This window comes from Bradyrhizobium sp. TM233 (assembly GCF_036247965.1).
Lineage (GTDB): Bacteria > Pseudomonadota > Alphaproteobacteria > Rhizobiales > Xanthobacteraceae > Bradyrhizobium > Bradyrhizobium ottawaense.
The window spans coordinates 296,373-314,984 of the sequence record NZ_BTIG01000007.1 but is presented as its reverse complement, the minus strand read 5'-3'; the positions used below and the strand labels follow the sequence as shown (position 1 = coordinate 314,984).

19 protein-coding genes are annotated in these 18,612 nt (G+C 64.7%); 10 read left to right on the top strand and 9 right to left on the bottom strand.

The window, feature by feature from the left end; all coding sequences use genetic code 11:
* The first annotated feature begins 1 nt into the window (after window position 1).
* From hyi to AABA86_RS16130, 3 genes are all read left to right on the top strand, one after another.
* Entirely contained in the window at window positions 2-787 is a 786-nt protein-coding gene (hyi, locus tag AABA86_RS16140) for a hydroxypyruvate isomerase (RefSeq protein ID WP_212248515.1), read from the top strand.
* 219 nt (window positions 788-1,006) lie between these two features.
* Window positions 1,007-1,894 (top strand): 2-hydroxy-3-oxopropionate reductase, encoded by an 888-nt coding sequence (locus tag AABA86_RS16135; RefSeq protein ID WP_338307508.1) that lies wholly within the window; start codon window positions 1,007-1,009, stop codon window positions 1,892-1,894.
* A 114-nt stretch (window positions 1,895-2,008) separates the two neighbouring features.
* Window positions 2,009-2,392 (top strand): DUF1236 domain-containing protein, encoded by a 384-nt coding sequence (locus tag AABA86_RS16130; RefSeq protein ID WP_018315876.1) that lies wholly within the window; start codon window positions 2,009-2,011, stop codon window positions 2,390-2,392.
* Window positions 2,393-2,435: 43 nt separating this feature from the next.
* On the opposite strand, the gene AABA86_RS16125 is transcribed toward AABA86_RS16130, so the two are convergent.
* The 3 genes from AABA86_RS16125 to AABA86_RS16115 all read right to left on the bottom strand — a co-directional run bounded on the left by AABA86_RS16125 (window position 2,436) and on the right by AABA86_RS16115 (window position 4,056).
* A complete protein-coding gene (locus tag AABA86_RS16125; RefSeq protein ID WP_338307507.1) occupies window positions 2,436-2,813 on the bottom strand; it encodes a VanZ family protein in 378 nt (125 codons plus the stop codon).
* Between the two features lie 77 nt (window positions 2,814-2,890).
* The gene (locus AABA86_RS16120; RefSeq protein ID WP_212248518.1) at window positions 2,891-3,487 is read right to left on the bottom strand and encodes a thiamine pyrophosphate-dependent enzyme; all 597 of its coding nucleotides are present in this window, start codon (window positions 3,485-3,487) and stop codon (window positions 2,891-2,893) included.
* Between the two features lie 8 nt (window positions 3,488-3,495).
* Window positions 3,496-4,056, bottom strand: a complete 561-nt coding sequence (locus tag AABA86_RS16115) for a thiamine pyrophosphate-binding protein (protein WP_212248519.1) — start codon at window positions 4,054-4,056, stop codon at window positions 3,496-3,498.
* Between the two features lie 238 nt (window positions 4,057-4,294).
* Here AABA86_RS16115 and AABA86_RS16110 point away from each other — a divergent pair, with 238 nt between their 5' ends.
* The 3 genes from AABA86_RS16110 to AABA86_RS16100 all read left to right on the top strand — a co-directional run bounded on the left by AABA86_RS16110 (window position 4,295) and on the right by AABA86_RS16100 (window position 6,241).
* A complete protein-coding gene (locus AABA86_RS16110) occupies window positions 4,295-5,344 on the top strand; it encodes a hydroxyacid dehydrogenase (protein WP_338307506.1) in 1,050 nt (349 codons plus the stop codon).
* Window positions 5,345-5,457: 113 nt separating this feature from the next.
* The gene (locus AABA86_RS16105; RefSeq protein WP_338307505.1) at window positions 5,458-5,907 is read left to right on the top strand and encodes a flagellar basal body rod protein FlgC; all 450 of its coding nucleotides are present in this window, start codon (window positions 5,458-5,460) and stop codon (window positions 5,905-5,907) included.
* Window positions 5,908-6,028: 121 nt separating this feature from the next.
* Window positions 6,029-6,241 (top strand): hypothetical protein, encoded by a 213-nt coding sequence (locus AABA86_RS16100; protein ID WP_018315882.1) that lies wholly within the window; start codon window positions 6,029-6,031, stop codon window positions 6,239-6,241.
* 2 nt (window positions 6,242-6,243) lie between these two features.
* On the opposite strand, the gene AABA86_RS16095 is transcribed toward AABA86_RS16100, so the two are convergent.
* From AABA86_RS16095 to AABA86_RS16085, 3 genes are all read right to left on the bottom strand, one after another.
* Complete coding sequence (locus AABA86_RS16095) at window positions 6,244-6,822, bottom strand: GNAT family N-acetyltransferase (RefSeq protein ID WP_338307504.1); 579 nt, start codon at window positions 6,820-6,822, stop codon at window positions 6,244-6,246.
* A 6-nt stretch (window positions 6,823-6,828) separates the two neighbouring features.
* Window positions 6,829-9,186 (bottom strand): Orn/Lys/Arg decarboxylase N-terminal domain-containing protein, encoded by a 2,358-nt coding sequence (locus AABA86_RS16090; protein ID WP_338307503.1) that lies wholly within the window; start codon window positions 9,184-9,186, stop codon window positions 6,829-6,831.
* 81 nt (window positions 9,187-9,267) lie between these two features.
* Complete coding sequence (locus AABA86_RS16085) at window positions 9,268-9,747, bottom strand: Lrp/AsnC family transcriptional regulator (RefSeq protein ID WP_212248523.1); 480 nt, start codon at window positions 9,745-9,747, stop codon at window positions 9,268-9,270.
* 144 nt (window positions 9,748-9,891) lie between these two features.
* Between AABA86_RS16085 and ald the strand changes: the two genes are divergently transcribed.
* On the top strand, window positions 9,892-11,007 hold the full coding sequence (gene ald / locus AABA86_RS16080; RefSeq protein WP_212248524.1) for an alanine dehydrogenase: 1,116 nt from the start codon (window positions 9,892-9,894) through the stop codon (window positions 11,005-11,007).
* Window positions 11,008-11,130: 123 nt separating this feature from the next.
* Here ald and AABA86_RS16075 read toward each other — a convergent pair whose 3' ends face one another.
* The 3 genes from AABA86_RS16075 to AABA86_RS16065 are packed head-to-tail and all read right to left on the bottom strand — an operon-like array spanning window position 11,131 to window position 15,175.
* The gene (locus tag AABA86_RS16075; RefSeq protein ID WP_338307502.1) at window positions 11,131-13,041 is read right to left on the bottom strand and encodes a flavin-containing monooxygenase; all 1,911 of its coding nucleotides are present in this window, start codon (window positions 13,039-13,041) and stop codon (window positions 11,131-11,133) included.
* Entirely contained in the window at window positions 13,038-13,685 is a 648-nt protein-coding gene (locus AABA86_RS16070) for a TetR/AcrR family transcriptional regulator (protein WP_338307501.1), read from the bottom strand. The genes AABA86_RS16075 and AABA86_RS16070 overlap by 4 nt, the downstream gene beginning before the upstream one ends.
* Window positions 13,682-15,175, bottom strand: coding sequence for an AMP-binding protein (locus tag AABA86_RS16065; RefSeq protein WP_338307500.1), 1,494 nt, complete (start codon window positions 15,173-15,175; stop codon window positions 13,682-13,684). The genes AABA86_RS16070 and AABA86_RS16065 overlap by 4 nt, the downstream gene beginning before the upstream one ends.
* Window positions 15,176-15,347: 172 nt before the next feature.
* Here AABA86_RS16065 and AABA86_RS16060 point away from each other — a divergent pair, with 172 nt between their 5' ends.
* From AABA86_RS16060 to AABA86_RS16050, 3 genes are all read left to right on the top strand, one after another.
* Window positions 15,348-16,607 (top strand): ABC transporter substrate-binding protein, encoded by a 1,260-nt coding sequence (locus AABA86_RS16060; protein WP_338307499.1) that lies wholly within the window; start codon window positions 15,348-15,350, stop codon window positions 16,605-16,607.
* Between the two features lie 85 nt (window positions 16,608-16,692).
* Window positions 16,693-17,595 (top strand): branched-chain amino acid ABC transporter permease, encoded by a 903-nt coding sequence (locus AABA86_RS16055; RefSeq protein WP_338307498.1) that lies wholly within the window; start codon window positions 16,693-16,695, stop codon window positions 17,593-17,595.
* Entirely contained in the window at window positions 17,592-18,611 is a 1,020-nt protein-coding gene (locus tag AABA86_RS16050) for a branched-chain amino acid ABC transporter permease (protein ID WP_338307497.1), read from the top strand. Before AABA86_RS16055 ends, AABA86_RS16050 begins: the two co-directional genes overlap by 4 nt.
* Window position 18,612 lies beyond the last annotated feature (1 nt).

Genomic DNA, 18,612 nt, shown 5'->3' with positions numbered 1-18,612 from the left:
CATGCCGAAATTCGCCGCCAACCTCACCATGCTCTTCAACGAGATGCCGTTCCTCGATCGCTTCACTGCTGCGAAGGCCGCAGGCTTTTCCGGGGTCGAGTATCTCTTTCCCTATGATTTCGACAGGGCGCAGCTGCGCGAGCAGCTGGAAGCTCACGGGCTGACGCAGGTGCTGCATAATCTGCCGGCCGGAAACTGGGCGGGGGGCGAGCGCGGCATTGCGATCCTGCCCGATCGCACCGCCGAATTCCGCGACGGCGTGTTTCGCGCCATCGACTACGCTAAGGCGCTCGATTGCGACCAGCTCAATTGCCTCGTCGGCATCGCGCCTCCTGATGCGGATCCACGCGAGCTCAACGAGACGCTTGTTGGCAATCTGCGCTTTGCGGCCTCGACGCTGGCGCGCGAAAACATCAAGCTGCTGGTCGAGCCGATCAACACGCTCGACATTCCCGGCTTCTTCCTCAACGGCACCGAGCAGGCGGTGCAGCTGATCTCCGAGGTGCGGTCGAACAATCTGTTCGTCCAGTACGACATCTATCACATGCAGATCATGGAGGGCGATCTCGCCCGCACCATGCAGGAATATCTCCCGCAGATTGCCCACATTCAGCTTGCCGACAATCCCGGCCGGCACGAGCCCGGGACCGGCGAGATCAATTATCCCTTCCTGTTCCGCCACCTCGATGCGATCGGCTATCGCGGCTGGATCGGCTGCGAATACAAGCCGCGCACCACGACGCTCGAAGGGCTTTCGTGGCACGCCGCGCAGACGTTTGAGACGTGAGGCGGTGCGCTCCCTCTCCCGCTTGCGGGAGAGGGTTGGGGAGAGGGTATCTCCGCAATGGGATTCTCGCGGAAGAAATCCCAACGCGGAGAGAACCCTCACCCGGCACGCGGGACGATGCTCCGCATCGCCCGGACGTGCCGACCTCTCCCGCAAGCGGGAGAGGTGCACCGAACGCGTGGATGAAGTTTTGTTACTACAACTGTGAGACATCAAACCATGATCGACATCGGCTTCATCGGACTTGGCACCATGGGACGGCCGATGGCCGGCCATCTCCTTAGCGCAGGCCATCGTGTTCTCCTGCATGATGTCGCGCCGGTCGCGCCGGAGCTGATTGTGGCCGGCGGCATCGCTTGCAAGACGGGCAAGCAGGTCGCCGAGGAGGCCGATGCGGTCATCATCATGGTGCCGGATACGCCGCATGTGGAAGCGGTGCTGTTCGGCAAGGACGGCGTTGCGAGCGGCATCTCCAAGGGCAAGATCGTCGTCGACATGAGCTCGATCTCGCCGCTGGCGACGAAGGAGTTCGCGAAGAAGATCGAGGCGCTCGGGGCGGACTATCTCGACGCGCCGGTCTCAGGCGGGGAGGTCGGCGCCAAGGCGGCGAGCCTCACCATCATGGTCGGCGGGCCCGAGCGGTCCTTTGCCACCATGAAGCCGGTCTTCGACAAGATGGGCAAGAACGTCACCCGCGTGGGCGCCAATGGCGACGGCCAGACGACGAAGGTCGCTAACCAGATCATCGTCGCGCTGACGATCGAAGCGGTGAGCGAGGCGCTGTTGTTCGCATCGAAAGCCGGGGCCGATCCGGCGCTGGTGCGACAGGCGCTGATGGGCGGCTTTGCTTCGTCGCGCATCCTCGAAGTACACGGCGAGCGCATGGTGAAGCGAAATTTCGATCCCGGCTTCCGCATCGAGCTGCACCAGAAGGATCTCAATCTTGCGCTCGAAGGCGCGCGCACGCTCGGCCTGTCGTTGCCGAGCACGGCGGTGGCGCAGCAATTGTTCTCGGCCTGCACCGCGCATGGCGGCAAGGGCTGGGATCATTCCGCGATGGTGCGGGCACTGGAACTGATGGCAGGCCACGAGATCGCCGCAGCCTGAACTGTTACGCGGTAACAGTCGCCAGTTTTTGAGGCGTCTTCGCGACGGGGGAACCGGAACAATGCTCCGGCCCCGCGGTTGAAGGCGCACAACAATCACTGGAGACATAAGGACATGAAAACCCGTCTTGCGATTACGTTGGCTGCCGCGTCGCTGCTGGCGTCGAGCGCAGCCTTTGCCCAATCGACCACCGAACAAGGCGCCCGCGACGGCGCGCGTGCGGGTGGCGATATTGGCGGACCGATCGGCGCGATGGTCGGCGGTACCGTCGGTGCGGCCGTCGGCGCTGGCCTCGAGATTCCGAATGCGGTTCTTGGCGGAATTCCTCGCAGCGATTCCGTCGTGGTCGAGGAGCGCGTCGTGGTGGGCGAGCCGCTGCCGCCGACCGTGGTGCTCCGCCCCGTACCGAACTACACCGAGTATCGCTATGCGGTCGTCAATGATCGCCGTGTGATCGTCGAACCGCGCACGCGTCGCGTGGTCAAGATCATCGACTGATCCAAGCCGGACAGGCGTGGAGGGGAAAGGGCCCTGTGGAGTTTTACTCCGCGGGGCCTTCGCTTGCCGCAGAGGCGCTTGCGCGAAAGCGTGTCATAGCCCAATCGGTGACCGCCGCCAGCGCAAAGCCGAAGCTGGCCGTGAGCGCGTCGACCAGAAAGTCCTCCAGCCGGGCGTGGCGTCCGGGTGCCCAAAATTGCATCAGCTCGAGCACGCCAATCAGGACGACCGCGGCTCCTGCGCCCGGCAGGCGCCGCCGCGGATAGGCGAGGCCGAAGGCCAGTCCCACCAGAATGAAGGCGAGCGCATGTTCCCCGTCCTGGCCGAGGTCGGAATGGGGCCGCAGGCCGGGGGGACCGAGGGTGGCGAAAGTAACGGCGGCGGCGAGCAGCCAGGCAAAGGAACGAACCAAAATGGACATCCGGTTCGCTTAGCACAGATTGGCAGGGGGCCGGTACAGTCCCTCCATCAGATCAGGGTGTAGTTAATGACGAAAAATTAAAGCGGCTCGCGCACGCCGAGCCCGTGCATGAAGCGCTCCCGGATTTGCACGGGATCGCGCCTTGTGGTGCCGACGCCGGGCTTGTCGTCGATGCGGACTGCGATCAGGCTCGGCTCGGCGGCGGACATCGCCGCATCGACCAGGCGCTCGAAATCCTCCTCGTCCGCGGCCCAGGTGCTGTTGGCGAGGCCGGAGCCTGCGGCGATGGCAACGATGTCAGCGACGCTTGCCGCAGGCGTCGGCTGTGCGCCGGTAATTTGGTAGATGCCGTTGTCCATCACGATCATGATGAGGTTTTTCGGCTTCAGGGTCGCGATCGTCGAGAGCGCGCCGAGCTGCATCAACAGCGAGCCATCGCCTTCGAGCGCGAAGACGCGTCGGTCGGGCTGCGCCAGCGCCACGCCGAGCGCGATCGGGAAGGCGAGGCCCATGCTGCCCAGCATGTAGAAATTCTGCGGTCGATGCCCGGCGGCCCAGAGGTCGAAATTGGTGTTGCCGATGCCGCCGATCACGGCCTCCTCGTGCTTGAGCTTTCCGATCAGGCGCGAGGTCACGTCGAACCGGTTCATCACCTTGGTGTTGGGCGTGTTCATGGTGGCGCTCACTTGTCGAAAACCTTGCCGCCGGTCAGCAGCGGGTTGAGGATCAGCGCCACCGGCGCCTGTGTCGTGACGGCCTGCTTGATCGAGCGGTCGGTGATGAATTCGAGCTCGTCAAGCCGGGTGATGGTGTGGTGCTCCAGCGCCAGCGAATCCAGCACCGGGCGCATGGTGCGGCAGACCAGCGATTGCCCGTAATTGAACTCGCCGAGCGTGCCGCGCTCGGACACGAACATGATCAGCGGGATCTGGTAGGGCACTGCGAGCGAGGCGAGCACGTTGGCGAGCGTGGCAAAGCCGGAGGTCTGCATCAGGACTGCGCCGCGCCGCCCACCCATCCAGGCGCCTGAGACGATGCCGACGGCTTCCTCCTCGCGGGCGGTGGCGAAGGTGGTGAAGAAGGGATCGGCGTGCAGGTTCTTGATCAGGGGTGTCAGCACCCGGTCGGGCACGTAAGGGACGAGGCTGATCTCGTTCCGCTTCAGGGTCTGCAGAACGATGCCGTGCCAGCTGTTGTCGCCGGACGCCTGTCCCGCCTGCGTCTGCTGTTCCGCAATCGCCATTGCGCTCTCCCTTGCGCCGCGCATGCTTCTTGGTTCAGGCCGTCGCGGCGATCGGCCGAACTTGACGGAGCGGGCGGGATTGTCAACATGTCCGGGCCCGCACCGTGATCTGCGCTGGACGGCCTGTCGTGGTCGGCACCGCCATGTCATAAAATGGGTAACGAAAAGGGGGGAGGCATGGAAGGCGCGCGCTGCACTGGCCTTGCGTCTCTCCCTCGAGAGAGCCGGAAGGGTCCCGATGTCCGTCAACAGCAAGCGTGTCTTCTACTCCAATTATTTGGCCAATCCGATCTATGTCGACATCCTGAAGGCGCGGCCTGACGTCCGGCTCGACCGCATCGAGAACGAGAGTCCCGAAGATGTCTACGCGCCGATCCTGAATGCGGCGCATGTCTACCAGATCGGCGCGGCCCGGGACGAGCTCGCCCAGCATTTCCATGTCGATGCCACCTTCCTGAAGCGCACGCCGAATTTGCTGCTGGTCTCCAGCAATGGCGCGGGCTTCGATCCCGTTGATGTCGAGGCCTGCACCGACGCGGGCGTGCTGGTCGTCAACCAGTCCGGCGGCAATGCCCATTCCGTCGCCGAGCACGCGCTGGCGATGATGCTGACCTTGTCCAAGCGCATCATCCAGTCCGACCGCCGCCTGCGCCGCGAGCGCGACGTCAACCGCAACGACCTCGTCGGCAACGAGGTCGAGCACAAGACCGTTGGCATCATCGGCCTCGGCAATGTCGGCCGTCGCATCGCCGCGCTGTGCAAGGGCCTGCTCGGCATGAAGGTGCTGGCCTATGACCCGTATTTGTCGGCTGAAGTGATGGCGGAGCGGGGCGGGGAGAAGGTCGAGCTCGACGAGCTGTTGCGCCGCGCCGATTTCGTCTCGATCTCCTGCCCGCTCAACAAGGGCAGCCGCAACATGATCAGCGTGCGCGAGTTCGCGCTGATGCAGCCGCATGCGTATTTCATCACCACGGCGCGCGGCTTCATCCACGACGAGGATGCGCTGCTCCAGGCCCTGCGCGACAAGCGCATCGCCGGTGCCGGCCTCGACGTCTGGTCCAAGGAGCCCCCGCCGCCGGAGCATCCGCTGCTCCAGCTCGACAACGTGCTGGCAAGCCCTCATACCGCGGGGGTGACGATCGAGGCGCGCCAGAACATGGGCCGCATCGCCGCCGAGCAGGTTCTGGACGTCCTCGACGGCAAGCGGCCGCCGCGCATCATCAATCCCGAGGTCTGGCCGGTCTATGCCGAGCGCTTCAAGCAGGCATTTGGCGTGACGCCGGGATAGGGACGAAGGTGCAGTGCGCTCCGATCATTGGTTACCACGACGGAAAGGCAAGGCGCCGCATCTTATCGATCGGGTAAGTGAACGCGTATCACTTATCCTGTAGTTGAAAGTCCATGAGCATCTTCTCGATTGCGACATCCGGACTTTCCGCGGCCAGCTTGCGCGTGAACGTGGCCGCGAGCAACATCGCCAATGTTCAAACGACCGGCGCGCTGCCGGCGTCGGGCGGATCGAGCCCGTCGGCCGGCGCCGGCAGTCCCGGCATTGCTCCGGCGTTTCCCGCACCTTACGTGCCATTGCGCGTCGACCAGGTCTCCCAATCGAGCGGCGCGACGCCGGGCGGCACGATCGCGAAGGTGTCGACGGTATCGCCGAGCTATACCGCGCAATCCGACCCAAGCGCTCCCTTTGCCAACAAGGATGGCCTGGTCGCAGCGCCGAACGTCGATATCGCCAACGAATTCGCTCAGCTGGCGGCCGCAAAGTACAGCTTCATCGCCAATGCGAAGGTCATTGAGGCCTACTCCGAGACGACAGAGTCGCTGCTCGACATAACCACATAAGGGCGGATTGCTGCCTGAATGGGCGGTGGGAACCTTGCCGCGCATTGATCCGCGTCAAAATCTCCTTCCCCGGTCCGGCTTAAATGGGACTAGAGTGCGGCCGGGGCAGCAGGGAGGTCCCATGTCAACCTATGTCGTCAAGTTCATGAAGGATGTGCTCGGCGAGTACGGCCGGCAGAGCGAGATTTGCCAGGGTACGCTGGAAATCGACGCCTCCGACGAGGACGAGGCCAGGGAGCGGGCGAAGGCCAGGTTCTGCAAGGACCAGGCGCTGCATCATTGGTCGCTGCATGCCGACCGCATCCATGTGAGAGCGGCCGACTTTCCGTCTTGAGGCTACCGGCCGGGCGCCGTGACGGGCGGGGGCGCCGTGCTCCCCGCGCCGAGCGATCGCTGCACCATGACAGTGTCGGACCAGCGGCCGTGGCGATAGGCCACGCCGCAAAGCAGGCCGGCGCGCGCGAAGCCGAACTTCTCGTGCAGCGCCAGCGAGGGCGCGTTGTCGGCGTCGATATAGCCGATCATCTGGCGGAAGCCGGCAGCCGCACAGGCATCGATCAAGTCCTGTAGCAGCAGCCGTCCGACCCCGCGGCCGAGCTGCTCGTGATGGACGTAGATCGAATGCTTGGCCGTGTAGCGATAGGCCGGGCGCTTGCGGAACAGCACCGCATAGGCATAGCCGACCACCTCGCCGCGAAAGGTCGCGACCAGATGCGGCAGGCGGGTCTGCTTGAGGTTCCTGCGCCGGTCGCGCAGATCGTCCGGCTCGGGCGCGCCGGTTCCCTCGATGTCGCGCGACACGCCGTTGCGGACGTGATGGCGGTAGATCGCCAGCATCGCCTCGACATCGCTCTCGCGTGAGGGCCGGACCCAGACCTGTTCGTCACCGTCACGCGCAACCGCTGTTTCGTTCATTCGCACCTACTCGGCAACGACGTAAGTATAGAGCCCGATGCGCCCCTGGGCATCGATCTCCTTGTAGACGCCCTGGATCTCGACGTCGAAGCCCGGAAATGTGTTGAAGCAGGTTTCGAACATCTTGAGATAGTCGATCATGGGCTTGGCCTGTTGCGTCAGCCGCTCGCCGGGCACGATGGTGGCGATGCCGGGCGGATAGACCACGAAGGGCGTGGTGGCTATGCGCCCCGCGATCGCCTCGATCGGCAGATAGTCGACATCGTTGCGGAACAGATAGCGCGCGGCATCGCGGGGCGACATCGCGATCTCGGGCATGTGCTCCGGCATGAACTGCTTCGCCTGAAGCACGCTGACATTGGCGGCGCGGAAGAAGCGATGCATCTCGCCGCAGAGATCGCGTAGCCGCACACCGGCATAGCGCGCCTGCCGCCGCTGATAGAATTCCGGGATCGCGTCCGCCAGCAGCGCGTTGTCGTCATGCAGCCTCTTGAACGCGACGAGGCCGGAGATCAGCGTGCCGGCCTTGCTCGCCTCGACGCCCGGCGTGAGCAGGAAGAGCAGGGAGTTGAGGTCGTTCTTCTCGGGGACGATGCGGTTCTCGCGCAGATATTGCGCGACGACGGGGGCGGGGATGCCATGCTCGGCATAGGCGCCGGTGGCGCGGTCGAAGCCGGGCGTCAGCAGCGTCAGCTTGTTCGGATCGGTCATGGCGAAGCCTTCCGTGAGGTCGGGAAAGCCATGCCAGTTGGTATCGGGCGAGAGCTGCCACAGCGCGGCGTTGGTGGCGAGCTCGTCGGTGGAGAGGGTTTCCCAGGCGACGTTGTGCGCAGCGCCGGGGCGGCTGACGTCGGGAATGGCGACGCGATCGGGGACGAAGGGTTCGAAGAACCAGCGCCGGTCCGGGCTCTGCTCCTTCTCTTCGAATTCGCGGCGCATCGCACGGATCTTCTTGCGCAGCTCGATGCCGAGGCGGATCGTGTCGTCCCACAGCACCTCGCCGGAGCGGCCCTTCATCATCTGCGCGCCGACGTCGAGAGAGGCGAACAATGGATAGAAGGGGGACGTGGAAGCGTGCTGCATAAAACTTTCGTTGAAGCGGCGGTGCTCGACGCGTCGCTTCTGGCCGCGGATGTGGCGGTCCTTGATGTGGATCTGGGAGGCCTGCGAGAAGCTGGCAAGCTGCTTGTGGGTCGATTGCGTCGCGATGATGCCCGGCGCTTCCGGGGGAAGGTTCGCCAGCCCCATGGCGAAGCGGCCGGCATAGAGCGGGTGGAACTTCATGAAGCCCGCCCAGGCCTCGTCGAACAGGATGTACTCGCAGAGATGGCCGATGCGCTTCAGGATCATCTCGGCGCTGTGGATCGTCCCGTCATAGGTGCACTGTTCGACGACGGCGACGCGGAACGGCCGCTCCTTGCGCCAAGCCTCCCTGTCAGTGACCAGCGGGTGATTGCGGATCGCCTCGCGCAAGGTCTTCTCGTCCAGCACGTCCCAGCGCATCGGGCCGATCAGGCCCCAGGCGTTGCGGATGGTCGGCACGTAAACCGGGACGCCGCCGTTGATCATCAGGGCGCCGTGATGGGCGGCCTTGTGGTTGTTGCGGTCGAACAGCACGAGGTCGCCGTCGGTGACGAGGGCGCCGAGCGCGACCTTGTTCGAGGTCGAGGTGCCGTTGAGCACGAAATAGGTCTTCTCCGCGCCGAAAATCTGGGCGGCTTCCTTCTGCGCCTTCAGCGCCGGTCCTTCATGGGTGAGGAGGTCGCCGAGATCGAGCACGGAATTGTCGAGGTCGTCGCGGAATACGGATTCGCCGAGATGCTCGACGAAGACCCGGCCGATCGGGCTGCGGTTGTAGAACACGCCGCCATTGTGCCCGGGGCAGGTCCAGAGCTGGTTGCCTTCCTCGGCATAGTCGACCAGCGCGCCGAAGAACGGCGTCTTCAGCGTCTCGGCATATTGCTTGAGCCGGCTGATGAGATTCTTGGCGATGAAGGTCGGCGTCTCCTCGGACAGGAAGACATAGCCGTCGATGAAATCGAGCACCTCGACCGGCAGGTCCTCAAAGCGCTTGCGCCGGATCAGGAGGATGATCGGGAAATCGAGGCCGCGGCGCCGCATCAGATTGATCAGCGCCGATGTCTTGCCTTCCAGGCCCTTCTTGCCCCAGTCCACCACCATGCAGCCGATCGCGGCATCGGTCTGTACCGCCATTTCGGCGTCTTCGAGCTTGCGGGCCCGGACCACCTCGAAGCCGGAGCGCTGGATCTGCTCGATGATCTGGTTGAAGCGGACGCCTTCGAGATCGTCGGCGTCGAACACTGGTGCGGCGAACAGGAAGTTGAAGCGCTTGAAATAATCCATGGTCAGTCCCGAATGTGCCAGAAGCACAGCTCTCGGCACATTTGATGACAGTTCTATGACGGCGGCGCGGGATGACCCCGGCTACCGCTTCGCTTCGCCGAACACCACGGTCGGCACCGCGCGGTTGACGATGTCGCGCAGCGCGAAGCTCGATTGCACGCGCGCGACGCGCGGCAAGCGGGACAACTCGGTGCGGTGGATGCGCTCGAAATCCTGGATGTCGCGGGCAAGCACGATCAGGATGTAGTCGTCGGTCCCCGACATCAGGAAGCAGCGCACGACGGAGGGGCATTTCACCACTTCCGCCTCGAACGCCTTCAATGCGTCATCGCTCTGGCTCTCCAGCGCGATGCGAACCAGCACGGTGGTGGTGAGGCCGAACTGCGAGAGATCGAGTGCGGCCTGGTAGGCCTGGATGTAGCCGTCGTCCTCCAGTGCCTTCTGCCGCCGGGCCAGCGCCGTGCTTGATAATCCGACCTTGTTGGCAAGCTCGGTGTGGCTGGCACGTGCATTGGTCGTGAGTTCCGCGAGGATCGCGAGGTCTTTCCGGTCGAGGGCCAAGGTTTCGTTTCCAGCGTGAAAGGGCGGCTTGGCGCCGGAAACCGGCGCGGACCTGCCGAAACTAGCGGATATTTGCACGAAACCAAACCGGCCCCGTCGCTACGATGAGGAACGGAATCATGGCGGTGGCAAGGGAGCCGGAAGATGCGCGTCGGTGTGCCCAAGGAGATCAAGGTGCAGGAATATCGCGTCGGGCTCACCCCGGGCGCGGTCCGCGAATATGTCGCGGCCGGACACCAGGTCACGGTCGAGACCGACGCCGGTGGCGGCATCGGTGCGTCCGACGAGGTGTATCGGCGGGCAGGGGCCACCATCGCCGAGAGCGCCCGCGATATCTTTGCCAAGTCCGACATGATCGTGAAGGTGAAGGAACCGCAGAAGAGCGAGTGGGTCCAGCTCCGAGAAGGCCAGATACTGTTTACTTACCTTCATCTTGCGCCGGATCCCGAGCAGACCAAGGGCCTGCTTGCCTCCGGCTGTACCGCGATCGCCTATGAAACCGTCACGGACGCGAACGGTCACCTCCCGCTGCTCGCCCCGATGAGCGAAGTCGCCGGCCGCCTCGCCATCGAGGCCGCCGGCGCCGCGCTCAAGCGCTCGGCCGGCGGACGCGGCGTGCTGCTGGGCGGTGTGCCCGGCGTGCAGCCGGCGCGCGTCGTCGTGCTCGGCGGCGGCGTGGTCGGAACGCAGGCGGCGCGCATGGCCGCAGGCCTCGGTGCCGAAGTCACCGTGATCGACCGCTCGATTCCGCGCTTGCGCGAATTGGACGATCTCTTTGCCGGACGCGTGCGCACCCGATTCTCGACCATCGAATCGGTCGAGGACGAGGTGTTCGCCGCCGATGTCGTGATCGGTGCCGTGCTGGTGCCGGGTGCCAGCGCCCCCAAGCTGGTCACGCGCGCGATGCTGACATCGATGCGGCCGGGCGCCGTGCTGGTCGACGTCGCGATCGACCAGGGCGGCTGCTTCGAGACCTCGCACGCGACCACGCACACCCACCCGACCTACGAGGTCGACGGCGTCGTGCACTATTGCGTCGCCAATATGCCGGGCGCGGTGCCGGTGACGTCGAGCCAGGCGCTGAACAATGCGACGCTGCCGTTCGGCCTGATGCTCGCGAACAAGGGTTTTGCCGCGGTGCTGGAAAACCCGCATATGCGCAACGGGCTGAACGTCCATCGCGGCCGGCTCACCAACAAGGCGGTGGCGGAAAGTCTCGGGCTGGAGTTTGCGCCGGTGGAGAGTGGGCTGGCGGCCTGAGCAGCCGCAATCTCCATCATTGCGAGCCAACAGGTCCGCGCGAAGCGCGGCCCGATGGCTCGCAATGACGATGTGGGGACGAGAGCGGCTCAAGTTTCGGCCGGAGTCCGCTGACGAATTGGCTCACGCCTTCGTCAGCCGGTACTGTCCCAGATCCGGGTCATGCGTCATGCGCCAGTAGTCCACGAACCGCCACGGCATCGCCGAAAACACCCGGCCACTCGCATTGCGGTAGTAGGTGCTCATGCCCGGGTGAGTCCAGATCATCGTTTCATGCTCGGCGTCGACCTTGCGGACGTAGTCGTCGAGCACATCAGGGCGGATGTCGATCGCGGCGACGTCGTGCTCGATCATGCTGGCGAGACACGCCGAGATGTAGCGGCTCTGGCATTCCGACTGGAAGATGACGCTGCCGCCATGCGCGGGGCCGGAGTTGGGGCCGAGCATGCAGAAGAAGTTGGGGAAATCGGGCACGGTGAGGCCGAGGAACGCAGTGGGGTTGTCGTTGGCCCAGGCCTGGCGCAAATCCTTGCCGTCGCGGCCACTGATGTTGAGGCGCGCCGCCATCTCCGTCACCTTGAAGCCGGTCGCGACCACGATGACATCGGCTGGGCGGTGCCTGCCGTCGGCGGTGACGATGCCGCCCTGATCGAAATGGTCGATCGCGTCGGTGACGAGCTCCACGTTCGGCCGCGTCAACGTCTTGAACCAGTTGTTGTCGAGCAGGATGCGCTTGCCGTAGGGCGGGTAGGTCGGCACGCATTTTTCGATCAGGTCCGGCCGGCCCTGTAATTCCGACCGGATGAAGTCGGTCAGCTCCTGGCGGTGCCGGTCGTTGCGTTTGTTGACGGCGCGCTCGGGATGCGGCCACGCCGGGTCTTTGCGCAGGAAAGGCAGCAATCCGTCGCCATAGCGCCAGAACATGTTGAAGCGGTACCATTGCACATAGAACGGCAGGTGCGCCAGCAGCCAGCGCGCGCCCTCGCTGATTGGATCGGCATAGCCCTTCACCGGCCGCGCCCATTGCGCGCTGCGCTGATAGACGGTGATCGAGGCGACGCGGCCGGCGACCGACGGCACCAGCTGCATCGACGTTGCGCCGGTGCCGATCACGGCGACATGCTTGCCGTCGATGTTGATGTCATCGGACCACAGCGCCGAATGCAGGATCGTTCCCTTGAACTTGTCTTCGCCGTTGAAGCGAGCACGGGAGGGATCGTTGAGCTGGCCGATGGCGGAGACCAGCGCGGTGGATTCGAAGGTCTCCTCGCCGCTCTCGGTCTTGAGCGTCGAGATCCAGCGCCGCTTGCCTTCGTCCCAGCGCGACGAGGTCAGCTCGGTGTTGACGCGCAGATGTTTGCGAATGCCGTATTCGTCGGCGACTTTCTGGAGATATCCGAGCAGCTCCTCGCGCTGGCAGAAATAGCGCGTCCACGCATTCCCCGAGCCGAAGGAATAAGAATAGGAGTGGTTCGGCGTGTCGACGCCGCAGCCGGGATAGCGGTTGATCCACCAGGTGCCGCCGAGATCGGCGTTCTTCTCGACGATGGTGTAGGGAATGCCGAGATGCCCGAGCGCCACGCCGAGCGCAATGGCGCAGACGCCAGCGCCGACGATCAGGACGTGCTGCTCGGCGAGCTTGTCGTCAGAGGGGCGCCTCGTCCAACGCGCCTCGCGCGCAACAAAGCCCATCTCCTCGCGCATCAGCGGGGCATATTCCGGCGCGACGTTCTCGCCGAGGCAGGCGCGCATCATCTTCAGCAGCAGCTCGTCGCCGGGATCGGTGATGACGGGCTTCGGCGTGCCATCGGCGAAAAGCTTGACCACCGCGGCGCGGATTTCGTCCTGGATTTCCCTGGGCACGCCGGCCTCGGGATCCGGGATCAGGCGGATGTCGCGCTCGGGCAAGTACGGCGGCGCAAGCCATTTCTCGTCGCCGGTCATGTGCACCAGCACCATCAGGAGGCAGCGGATGTCGCCTTCCGCGATGGTCGAGGCAAGGTCGAGCGGCCTGTGCGGAGATTCGATGTTCATGGCGTGTCCTGGTCTCCGGAGGCGGTGAAGAGGCCGCGCGTCATGAGCTTCCGATAGGCGGAGACGACGTGCTCGGGCACGGCGGTGACGCCGTCGGCCGAGTAGGAGTAGCGGCGGCTGAGATAGCCGCGCGCGCCCATCAGCATGTGGACGATCGCCTCGAACTCGTCGTCGCTGAAATCCTCGATGCCGCCGGCAAGGCGCGCACGGCGGAGGATACGGACATAGGCGACCGAGATGTTGTCGAGATGTTTCTGGTAACCGATGGGTGCGAAGAATTCGGCCTCGTTGAGGATCCGCAAAAACTCCGGCACCTCGCGGATGAAGTCGAAGAAGGCGGCGAAGCGCTCGATCTCCTGCCGCGCCGCATCCGCCGTGCCGGTGCGGGCGCGGATGAACTCGACCATGTCGAGGCCGATCTTCGGCAGCAGCTGGTCGAGCAGTTCCTGGCGGTTCTCGAAATGATTGTAGAAGGTGCCTTGCGCGACGCCGGCTACTTCGGTGATGCGGGCGACGGAGGCTTCGGCATAGCCATGCTTGCCGACGACCTTGGTGGCGGCCTCGAAGATCTTCTGCTTGGTCCAGGCGTTGCGCTCGACGCGGTTTAGCTTTGTGATCTTGGCGGTGGCTGGGCCTTGCGTCATGCCACGGTCTCCAGTTCGGCGCGCAGCACGCGCTTGAGGATCTTTCCCGAGGGGTTGCGCGGCAGGCTGTCGCGGATGATCAGCTCTTTCGGCACCTTGAAGCTCGCGAGTCGCGCGCGGCAGTGTTCGGTGAGGGCAGGGAGCTCGAGCCTGGCGCCCTCAGTCAGCACGACGATCGCGACCGGCCGTTCGCCCCAGCGCCGATCGCGCAGGCCGATCACCGCGACTTCGCGCACTTCGGGCAATTCGTAGATGACGCGCTCGACCTCGGAGGAGGCGATGTTCTCGCCGCCGGAGATGATCATGTCTTTCTTGCGGTCGGTCAGATACAGGAAGCCCTCGTCGTCGAGATAGCCGACGTCGCCGCTGCGGAACCAGTCGCCGAAGAAGGCGGACGCCGTCTTGTCCGGATCCTTCCAATAGCCCCGCGTGATCTTCGGCCCGCGCAGGCAGATCTCGCCGTTGACGTTCGCCGGCACGGCCTTGCCGTCCTCGTCGCGGATCTCGATCTCGACATGGGCGATGGCGCGCCCGGTCGAGCCGATCTTCTCGATCTCGCGGCCGGCCTCCATGAAGGTGTCGCCGCCGACGGTCTCGGTGAGGCCATAGGCATCGATGTAGCGCGCATTGCGGAAAAGTTGCGAGAAGGCGCGGATGCGCAGCTCCGGCGTCTTCTCGCCGCCGCCGATGGCCCATTGCAGGCTGGAGACGTCGTAGCGCTCACGCGTCGGGCAGGTGAGCATCGCGCTGGTCATGACGGGCGCGAACCATGCTGCGTTGAGCTTGTCCTCGGCGATCGCCGCAAGCGCCGTCTCCGGCTCGAAATTACGTTCGATGCGGATGAAGCCGCCATGCCAGAGCACGGCGAGGCCGGGCAGGTCGAGCGCGCCGACGTGATAGAGCGGGCCGACGACGAGCAGCCGCGTCTCGGCGCTAAGGCCGAGCGCGATCGTCTGGTCCGCCGACTTCCAGTAGAAATTGTCGTAAGAGAGCATTACGCCCTTGGGGCGGTCGGTCGTACCCGAAGTGTACATCAGCCGCATCAGGTCGGATGATGCGCGGCCGTGCATCGGCGCGGGCGGCGCATCGCCTGCAAGATGCGTGAGGCTCTGCTGCGCGGCTTCGTTCAGCACGACAATCCCGGTGCCCGCGGCATTCGTCGCCAATTCCTCATCGACGATCAGAAGCCGCGCGCCGGCATTGCCGGCGATGTAGCCGACCTCGTCGCGGGAGAGGCGGAAGTTGATCGGCAGGAACACCGCGCCGAGATGGCTGGTGGCGAAGACGAGCTCCAGGAACGCCGCGCTGTTCTTCATCAGCACCGCGACGATGTCGCCGGCGCCAATGCCCTGCGCGGCGAGCCAGCCTGCCACCGTTCGGACACGCGCATCGAACGCCGCGTAGGAAATCTCCTCGCCGCGATATTTCAGCGCGGGCCGGTCCGGCGTGCGCCGGGCATGAAAGGCGATGAAGCTCGAAAGATTGATCATTTTGCCGATCTTGGGCCTGTAACCGGCCTCGCTACCTCCCTTGATGAATTATGACTCGTAATTCATCTTCGGCTTGACGTCACCCCCCACCCTCTGAAATCCTTGGGAGTACGGAGACGAGACGATCTCCGACAGGGATTTGGACACGCCGACCCGACAGAGGGAGGGAAAAATGACGAGGACCCGCACGCCGGGCATCAGCCGCCGCTCGACGCTGGCGCTGATGGGCGCCGGTGCGATGAGTGTTGCCGCGCCTTGGGTGGCGCGTGCGCAAGCCAAGACCATCAAGATCGGCATGCCGACGATCCTGTCGGGCCGCGTGGCGCAGCTCGGCACGTCCTCGCGCAATGCGGTGATGCTCGAGGTCGAGAAGGTCAACGCCACCGGCGGCCTTGCCGGCCGGCAGATCGAGATGGTGATCCGCGATTCCAAGGGCCAGCCGCAGGAAGCGGCTCGCGTCGCGCGCGAGCTCGTCAACACCGACGGCTGCGAGTTGTTGCTCGACGGCGAGGCGTCCTCCGGATCGTTCGCGGTGCATGAGGTCGCGCGCGATCTCGGCGTGCTCTGCGTCCATACCTGCTCGGAGGCCTCTTCGCTGACGGCTGATCCGAAGCAGCACATCCCGAACGCGTTCCGCTGCGTGCGCCAGGGCATCCACGATTCCATCGTCGGCGGCAGCTACGCCGCCGCGATCGCCAAGACCAAGGGCCTGAAGAAATGGGCGACGTGCTCGCCCGACTATGCCTACGGCCGCGACACCACCGGCGAGTTCACGCTGTACCTGAAGCGCTTTGCGCCTGATGTGGAGATCATCAGCGAGTCCTGGCCAAAGCTGTTCCAGCCCGACTACACCGAGGTGGTGACGAAGATCCTTCAGGCCAAGCCGCAGGCGCTCTATTCCTGCCTGTGGGGCGGCGATCTCACCTCCTATATCGACCAGGCCAACATCTACGCGATGTTCAGCCAGATGGAGGTGTTCGCGGTCAACATGGCCGACTACACCGCGCTCACCGTCGTGAAGAACCTGCCCAAGGGCATCCACTCCGGCAACCGTTACATCAAGACCTTTCCGACCACGCCGGAGAACGCGGCCTGGGGCGATGCCTACAAGGCGAAGTACAACGAGTATCCGACCAATTGGTCGTGGCAGAACGCGACCGCCGTGATGTTCCTGGCCGAGGCCGCAAAGAAGGCGAACTCCGCCGACGGCAAGAAGATCGCGGAGGCATTGAAGGGCCTCACCATCAAGTGCCCGTTCGGTGCCGACGGCACGGTGACGATGCGCGGCGACGACCACACGCTGGTCGGCTACGCCATCGGCTGGGGCACCACGATCCCGCAGGAGCCGTATGTGCCGGAGGTCAAGGCCGGTGACTGGAAGACGATCTTCGAGCTGGAGGCCGAGTGGAAGAAGAGCAAGGGCTACACCTGATCTGACGTGCGGCGGAGACGGGCGACCGTCCCCGCCGTTTTCGTTTTCCGCGCCGTGTCAGGCGCACCGCAATGAAAGTGCTCCCGTGGATCTCGACGCGCTTGCCGGCTGCCTCTCCAGCTCCGCCTGCATGGTGACGCAGACCACCAGCGGGCTCATCATCGGCATGCTGCTGTTCCTGGTCGCGGTCGGGCTGACGCTGATCTTCGGCGTGCTCAAGGTCGTCAATTTCAGCCACGGCGCCTTCTACATGTTCGGCGCCTATTTCGCGATGACCGCCTATCAGTTCACCGGCAGCTTTGCCCTTGCGATGCTGGCCGGGGCGGCAGGCACGGCGATCCTCGGCCTGATCTTCGAGCGTGTCTTCATGAGCCGCGTCTATGGCGCGGACGTCCTGATGCAGCTCCTCGTCTGCTACGCCTTCGTGCTGATCTTCGACGATGTCGTGCGTCTGATCTGGGGGCCCGAATTCAAGTCGATGGGCATGCCGGCGGCGTTCCAGGTCATGCCGCTGTTCATCGCCGGCGGCGTGGTGCCGCCTTATTATCTGTTGCTGATCGGCGTCGCGCTCGTTGCGGCCATCGTGCTCGGCATCGGGTTGTCGCGCAGCCGGATCGGCAAGGTGATCCGCGCCGCCGCGCAAAATCCCGGCATGGTCTCCGCGCTCGGCATCAACACCGGCCTGATCTATGGCGGCGTGTTCGCGCTCGGCGGCATGCTGGCGGGGCTCGCGGGTGCGCTTGCCGCGCCGGTGCGATCGCTCACGCCCGGGATGGGATTCTCGGTGCTGATCGAATCCTTCATCGTCACCGTGATCGGCGGCATGGGCTCGATCCTGGGCGCCCTGATCGGCGCGCTGCTGCTCGGCCTGATCCGCTCGTTCGGTTCGCTCGGCTTTCCCCTGTTCACGGAAGGCCTGATGTACCTGTTCATGGTGATCGTGCTGGTCTCGAAACCCACCGGCCTGTTCGGCAAGGAGGCGGCATGACCGAGCTGGAGGCCGGACGCGCGCAAGGGCTGGCACCCGTGCGCGGTGGCTCGGTGCTGCAACGCTATCGCGACGTCCTGATTGCGCTGATCGCTTTTGCCGTGCTGGCGAGCCTGCCGCTGTTGTCAGGCAGCAAGGCGCTGCTCGATTTCGTCATCCGTTGCTCCGCCTACGGCCTGTTCGCGACTTCGCTCAACCTCCTGGTCGGCTACACCGGCCTGACCTCGTTCGGCCATGGCATGTTCTTCGGCCTTGGCGCCTACAGCTTCGGCCTGATCATGCAGAAGCTCGGCGTGCCCATTCCGGTCGCTTTCGTGGCGACGCTGGCGATCACGGCGCTCATCGCGGCCGTGATCGGCGCCATCTGCGTGCGGCTGAAGGAGATCTATTTCGCCTTCGTCACGCTCGCCTTCCAGATGCTGATCCACTCGACCATCCTGTCCTGGGCTTCGTTCACCGGCGGTGACCAGGGCCTGCGCGGCGGCATTCCGCGACCCGTCTTTCTCGGCATCGATCTGGCCAACCACGTCCATCTCTACATCGCGAGCTGCGCGCTGTTGATCCTTGGGTTGCTCGCGATGCGGCAGATCGCGCAATCACCGTTCGGCTACACGTTGCGGATGATCCGCGACAATGCCGCGCGCGCGAGCTTCCTCGGCATCGACGTCTGGCGCGCCAAGCTCACCGTGTTCGTGCTGGCGGCGCTGTTTGCCTCGATGGGCGGCATGGTGATGGCGCTGTTCGTTTCCGGCGCCTATCCGGAATTCGCCTATTGGACCATCTCGGGTGAAGGCATCTTCATCAACATGCTCGGCGGCGTCTCGACCTTTCTGGGACCGATGGTCGGCACCGTGTTGCTCTTGCTGCTCAACGACACCGTGACGCGGTTCACCGAGTATCATGGCATCGTGCTCGGCGTTGTCATCCTGTTCTTCGCGCTGGGCCTGCGCAAGGGCCTGCTGGATTTCGTCGCCGAATGGTTTTCGCAGCGGCGCGACGCAGGCGAGGGGCGCTAAC